Below are 713 nucleotides of genomic sequence, written 5' to 3' on the forward strand. Positions count from 1 at the left end.
CTTGCTAAAGCTGCAACTGCTCTGCCAACGAAAAAAGGAGTTTCTGATGCAATAAAATGAGGGTCTTGCTTAGCTCCTTCTTGCCAATTCTCCTCGGTTACGCCAAATATATCTAACATCGCTTCTGAACGAAGGAAACCTGGGCTAACTGCTACTGCTGTTATATTGTGTTGTTCTAAATCTTTCGCCATTGCTTCTGCTAAATGAATTGTTGAGATTTTTGCTAAACTATAGTATAAATTGCCTCGGTATTGATAATCGACACCATCTGTAATTTCAATTACAAGTCCCTTTTTATTATGTACCATTAATGATACACCGTAATGGCTTGTCATTATATGAGAATGAACAGCTCTTTGTTGCATGAGTAGTCCGTTATGTAAGTTGTGTTCCCAGAAAGGTTTCTCCCATTCTGTTAAAGGATCGCCGCCCCAAACATCGTTTACTAAAATATCAAGCTGTCCATTTTGTTCTTCTTGAATCTTTGTAAATAAAACTTTAATATCTTCTTCTATTGTATGGTCAACACGAACTGCGATTCCGATTCCGCCTTGCTTTGTTAMAAGCTCTGCCGTTTCTTCAATCGTTTCTGTTCTTCCCATACAGGATAGATTCCCTTTTGTACTTCTTCCTGTTACATATACAGTTGCTCCAGCTTCTCCAAGCATCATCGCAATACCTCTTCCAGCACCTCTTGTTGCTCCGGCCACAAC

Annotated in this window: 1 protein-coding gene; it reads right to left on the bottom strand. The window is 39.5% G+C overall.

Translation table 11 applies throughout. The features are described 5' to 3' along the window. On the bottom strand, positions 1-713 hold a 713-nt coding region (locus AC1DTM_RS30120; protein WP_477001666.1), incomplete at both ends, for an SDR family NAD(P)-dependent oxidoreductase.

The sequence above is a fragment of the Bacillus sp. P4_D3 genome (genome assembly GCF_056401855.1).